The sequence below is a fragment of the Nitrococcus sp. genome, assembly GCF_059432795.1.
In genome coordinates, this window is record NZ_JBXWZQ010000077.1 from 1 (window position 1) to 5172 (window position 5172).

The 5172-nt window shown below is 64.2% G+C and carries 4 protein-coding genes and 2 pseudogenes; 3 read left to right on the forward strand and 3 right to left on the reverse strand.

Translation table 11 applies throughout. The annotated features are described in order from the left end of the window. Nucleotides 1–266, reverse strand: a pseudogene (locus tag AC52Q4_RS06040) (transposase); the annotation flags it as partial. On the opposite strand from AC52Q4_RS06040, the pseudogene AC52Q4_RS06045 reads away from it, so the two are divergent. Then, nucleotides 260–496 (forward strand): annotated as a pseudogene (locus AC52Q4_RS06045) (IS630 family transposase); the annotation flags it as partial. The pseudogenes AC52Q4_RS06040 and AC52Q4_RS06045 sit on opposite strands and share 7 nt — an antisense overlap. Here AC52Q4_RS06045 and AC52Q4_RS06050 read toward each other — a convergent pair. Then, nucleotides 493–987, reverse strand: a complete 495-nt coding sequence (locus AC52Q4_RS06050; protein WP_495535904.1) for a CinA family protein — start codon at nt 985–987, stop codon at nt 493–495. The pseudogene AC52Q4_RS06045 and the gene AC52Q4_RS06050 overlap by 4 nt on opposite strands. A gap of 162 nt (nt 988–1149) precedes the next feature. Between AC52Q4_RS06050 and mutS the strand changes: the two genes are divergently transcribed. Then, entirely contained in the window at nt 1150–3726 is a 2577-nt protein-coding gene (gene mutS / locus AC52Q4_RS06055; RefSeq protein WP_495535905.1) for a DNA mismatch repair protein MutS, read from the forward strand. A 61-nt stretch (nt 3727–3787) separates the two neighbouring features. Here the strand turns inward: mutS and AC52Q4_RS06060 are convergent, their stop codons facing one another. Continuing rightward, a complete protein-coding gene (locus AC52Q4_RS06060; protein WP_495535906.1) occupies nt 3788–4387 on the reverse strand; it encodes an MBL fold metallo-hydrolase in 600 nt (199 codons plus the stop codon). Between the two features lie 319 nt (nt 4388–4706). On the opposite strand from AC52Q4_RS06060, the gene AC52Q4_RS06065 reads away from it, so the two are divergent. Further along, nucleotides 4707–5153: a copper chaperone PCu(A)C gene (locus tag AC52Q4_RS06065; RefSeq protein ID WP_495535907.1), complete on the forward strand. Its 447-nt coding sequence runs from the start codon at nt 4707–4709 to the stop codon at nt 5151–5153. Nucleotides 5154–5172: the final 19 nt, after the last annotated feature.

A 5172-nucleotide genomic window follows, 5' to 3' on the forward strand; every position in this document is an offset into this window, starting at 1 on the left:
ATGAACGGCTTGGGGTGCTTGTTGTGCAGGGCAACATATTCATCGATAGCCTCCACCAGTTCAGTCTCGCTGGTGAAGACGCAGCTGCGCATCCGCTAGGCCGTGAGATCGCGGAATAATCGCTCGACCATGTTGAGCCAAGACGCCGAGTTCGGCGTGAAATGCATGTGGAATCGCGGGTGCTTCGCCAGCCATGCCTGAACCGTCGGATGCTTGTGCGTGGCGGAGTTGTCGGCGATCAGATGCAGGATCTTCTCCTTCGGCGTCTTGGCTCAACATGGTCGAGCGCTTCTTCCGCGATCTCACGGCCGAGCGGTTGCGCCGCGGCGTCTTCACCAGCGTGCCTGAACTGGTGGCGGCACTCGATGACTATGTTGCCCATCACAACAACCACCCCAAGCCGTTCATCTGGACCAAGAGCGCACGCGACATCCTGCAGAAGGTCATTCGCGCCAATAGCCGCTTAAGTTCCAAACAGAACGAAACGCTACACTAGCGCAGGAAATCACAGAGCCCGCGCAAGGCCGCCATCACCGCTTGGCGGCGAATGGCCTCGCGACCGCCATGAAAGCGGCCCTCAAAAGTCACCGGCTCGGTACCGGCACGGCACCAGCCGAGCCACACCAGACCCACCGGTTTAGCAGGAGTCCCACCGTCCGGGCCGGCGACCCCCGTCACCGCAAGACCGACCTCGGCCGGAGTGCGGGCGACGGCGCCGCGCGCCATCTCCACGGCGACCTCCATACTCACCGCGCCGTATGTCTCCAGCGTTTGGGCAGAAACGCCCAAAAGCTCCATTTTGGCGGCATTGGAGTAGACGACAAAGCCGCGCTCGAACCACTGCGAGCTGCCCGGGATGTCAGTGATCACCTTCGCGACCCAGCCCCCGGTGCACGACTCGGCGCTCGCCAGACGCAGCCCCAAGCCCTTTAGCAACGACCCGACTCGGCGCGCCGGCTCGAGCAGATCGGCATCTTCAACGCCCACCACTTGCCTCCTGGTCGAGCCCCATCCCGTAGCGACCCAATCGAGCCGCCCTGCAGCCTGCAATGCACAGCACCCGAAGCTCTCGCTATACTGCCATGCCTTATGTGCACTTCGATGCGTACCAAGTACAAAGAGTCGATCACGGCGAGCGGCTAGGGAAGCATGAACGAGGCAAGCGCCGAGGAGAAACGGCACACCCCGATGATGCAGCAGTATTTGCGCATCAAAGCCGAGCATTCGGACACTCTGTTATTCTACCGGATGGGGGATTTCTACGAGTTGTTCTACGACGATGCCCGGCGGGCCGCAAAGCTGCTCGACATCGCGCTTACAAGCCGCGGCGAATCCGCCGGTGCGCCGATCCCTATGGCCGGGGTACCCGTGCACGCTTATGAGGGCTATTTGAGCAAGCTCGTGCGGCTCGGCGAGTCGGTGGCGATCTGTGAGCAGATCGGCGACCCGGCCACCGCGAAAGGCCCTGTGGAACGCCGCGTCATCCGCATCGTCACGCCCGGCACGCTCACCGATGAGGCATTACTCGATGAGCGTCAGAGCGCGCTTTTGGCAGCCGTGAAGTGCGCCTCCGGGAGCTTCGGATTGGCCGCCTTGGAACTCGCCAGCGGCCGCTTCACCGTGAGCGAGGTAACCGGCAGTGATGACCTGCAGGCGGAGCTCGAACGGCTGCGCCCGGCGGAGCTGCTGCTCGATGAGGATGCCGCGGCGCCGGTCCCGCTCAAGAGCGCGCGTTTGACCTATCGCCCGTCCTGGCACTTCGATTCCGACTCGGCGCGCCGCCTGCTCAGCCATCAGTTCGGCACTCAGGACCTGCACGGCTTCGGCGTGGCGGGTTTGCCGCTGGCGATCGGCGCCGCTGGCTGCCTGCTCCAGTACGTCAGCGACACTCAGCGTGGCGCGCTCCCGCATATCCGCGGCCTGCGCGTTGAGGCACGCGAGGACAGCTTGATCCTCGATGCGGCGAGTCGGCGCAACCTGGAGCTGGAATACACCCTCTGCGGCAGCACCGAACGCACCCTGGCCTGGGTGCTCGACCGCGCCGTCACCGGCATGGGAAGCCGCCTGCTGCGGCGCTGGATCAATCGGCCCCTGCGCGATCATGAGCGGTTACGCCGGCGCCAGCAGGCCTTGACCGTCCTGCTCAAGGAGGGTTTGGTGACGCGACTGCGCGAACAGCTGCACGGCATGGCCGATGTGGAGCGGATTACGGCGCGGATCGCGATGCAAACCGCGCGTCCTCGCGATCTGACAGGACTGCGCGCGGCCTTGCAACGCGTGCCGGCCATTCGCGCGACATTGGAGCCTTGCGAGGCGCCGCGACTCGCCGAGCTGACCCGCGCCCTCGGCGATCATTCCCAGACCTCGGCCTTGCTCGCAGAGGCGTTAGCGGAAAATCCCGCGGTGCTCGTCCGCGATGGCGGCGTCATCGCGGAGGGCCACGATCCTCAGCTCGACGAGCTGCGCGGGCTCTGGCGCAACGCCGATGAATTCCTGCTAGGCCTGGAGCGGCGCGAGCGCGAGGCGACCGGAATTGCCAATCTCAAGGTGAGTTACAACCGTGTCCATGGCTACTACATCGAGATCAGCCGCGCCCAAAGCGATCTCGCACCGGCGCACTACGTGCGACGCCAGACGTTGAAAGGCGCCGAGCGCTACATCATTCCAGAGCTCAAATCCTTCGAGGACAAGATCCTGTCGGCCCGCGAGCGAGCCTTGTCCCGCGAAAAAACGCTCTACGAGGCGCTGCTCGAGCAGCTCGCCACAGGGCTCGATACGCAGATCCGCTGCGCCCAGGCACTCGCCGAGCTGGATACCCTGACCTGCCTCGCCGAGCGCGCCGAGGCCCTGAACTATGTCCGACCGGAGCTGACGACGCAGGCCGGGATACGCATCGAATCCGGACGCCATCCGGTAGTCGAGCAAGTGCTGGAGGAGCCGTTCGTTGCCAATGATCTCGCCTTGGATGACAGCAAGCGAATGCTGATCGTCACCGGCCCCAACATGGGCGGCAAATCCACTTTCATGCGGCAGACGGCTCTGATCGTGCTGCTTGCGCACATCGGCAGCTTCGTACCGGCACAACGGGCGGTGATTGGACCCATCGACCGGATTTTCACGCGCATCGGAGCCTCCGATGATCTGGCCGGCGGGCGCTCCACCTTCATGGTGGAGATGACCGAGACGGCAACCATCCTCCACAACGCGACACGCGAGAGCTTGGTGTTGTTGGACGAGGTCGGCCGCGGGACCAGCACGTTCGACGGTCTGGCCCTGGCCTGGGCCACAGCGGCCGAGCTGGCCGGTAAAATCGGCGCTTTTACCTTATTTGCGACGCATTACTTCGAGCTAACCGCGCTGCCCGAACGTTATGCGGGCATGCACAATGTCCATCTCGACGCCGCGGAGCACGAATCGGGCATCGTATTTCTGCATGCGCTGAAAGACGGCCCCGCCAATCAGAGCTACGGACTGCAAGTGGCCACGCTGGCCGGCATCCCGCAGCCGGTCATCGCCGCGGCGCGGCGCAAGCTCGGGCAGCTGGAGGAAACGGCCGGTACCCGCAAACGCTGCGATAGCCTCGCGCAGCTCCCCCTGTTCGATACAAAACCGCCCCCACCGGCGCTCGAGCGGCTGCGCGCGATCGATCCCGACGACCTTACCCCCCGGCAAGCCTTGCAGCTGCTCTACGAACTGAAAAGCCTGACCGAAAAAGGCAGCCCTTGACCGACCGGTCTAATAAAAGCCGTCGGCGCCGGCGCACACTCGCGTAAGTGCGAGGCCGGGCTCAAAAGCTTGCCACGAGCTCGCGCACGGGCGCCTTCGCATCGCTTAGAATCGGCTCGCCGTCACCAACCAAAAGCAGATCAAAATCGATCGTCTCGCAAAGGCGCTTGACGCTCGCCCGCAGCGCCGACGGGTCGTCAAGCTTCGCCTCCGGCAGCAGCCGACACTTGCCCGGCGGATCGGCGATAATCGCATCGCCGACCAGCAGAAGGCGCCGCTCCGGCCAAAACAAAGCCACCTCTCCCGGCGATTTACCAGAGGCATCGAGCACCCGGAACGGTCCGATGGTTTGATCCACCGCCAACTCCCCATCGATCTGTGTTCCCTGCTCCCGGGCGTGGCCGGCATCGGCCGGGTGGATCAGCACCTGCGCGCCGGTGCGCTCGCGCACTCGATTCGCGGCGCGCGAGTGGTTGCGGTTGGTGAGCACAATCTGCGCGACTCCCGCCGCGACGAGACGCTCCAGGTCTTCCTCGTCGGGCTCTACCGGATCGATAACGAGGTTACCTCCGGCATGCGCCACCCAATGACCGTTGAAATTGTAGTTTTGCGGCTGAGCCAACCGCGACCACATGTATATATCGGCGACGATTTCTCGCATGGCTCGCCTCGCTAATGTGTTTTTGAGTCAGTGATCACAGGACGAATGTGGAACGATGTCGACAGGAACAAGTGTTAGGATAGACCCTGCACGCTGTTACCGGCCGCGGATCGTACCGCCCCGGCCGATGCCCGGAATCGCTGGAAGGCTCGAGCGATCCGCTCGACCGAACACGATCGTCTACGTTAGCATAGCGTCCTGGGTCGTTGGCAGCGTGCGGTCTGGCATTCGGTGGCACGCTCACGCACTGTTACAGACGCAACAGCCTCTTGGCGGCTTGCCGCAAAATCCCGAGTAACGAGGCGGGCAGGAGCATAGGATGTTGAAGCAGTTTTGGGTGGGCGCATTGCTCGCCCTCTCCGGGCCGGCCTTCGCAAACGACGGCGTGAGCATCGAGCAGGCCTGGATCCGGCTGCTGCCGGCCGATCTGCCCGCCGGCGGCTATTTCGTCCTGACCAACCGCAGCGATCGCAGCGTCACGCTGACCGGCGTATCGGCGCCAAGCTTCGCGCAGGCGATGCTGCACCAGAGCATCGAGACCGACGGCCAGGGCAGGATGCGTCACGTCGACTCGCTCGAGGTGCCCGCCGGCGGGACGCTGCGCTTTGCGCCCGGTGGTTATCACATCATGCTCATGGCACCCCACGAGCCGTTGCAACCCGGCGGGACCACAGCGGTAACCTTTGAATTCGCCGACGGCTCGAGCCGTCGCGTGGAGTTCCTCATCCAGGGACCGGCCGCGCGAGGCTTCCCGGAGTCGAAGTAAGCCACTGTCACCGAAGCGA

What these genes read in the sequence shown, in the direction of transcription:
- AC52Q4_RS06060 (WP_495535906.1), bottom strand. Translation starts at nt 4,387, where the DNA reads ATGCGAGAAATCGTCGCCGATATATACATGTGGTCGCGGTTGGCTCAG.
- AC52Q4_RS06065 (WP_495535907.1), top strand. Translation starts at nt 4,707, where the DNA reads ATGTTGAAGCAGTTTTGGGTGGGCGCATTGCTCGCCCTCTCCGGGCCG.
- mutS (WP_495535905.1), top strand. Translation starts at nt 1,150, where the DNA reads ATGAACGAGGCAAGCGCCGAGGAGAAACGGCACACCCCGATGATGCAG.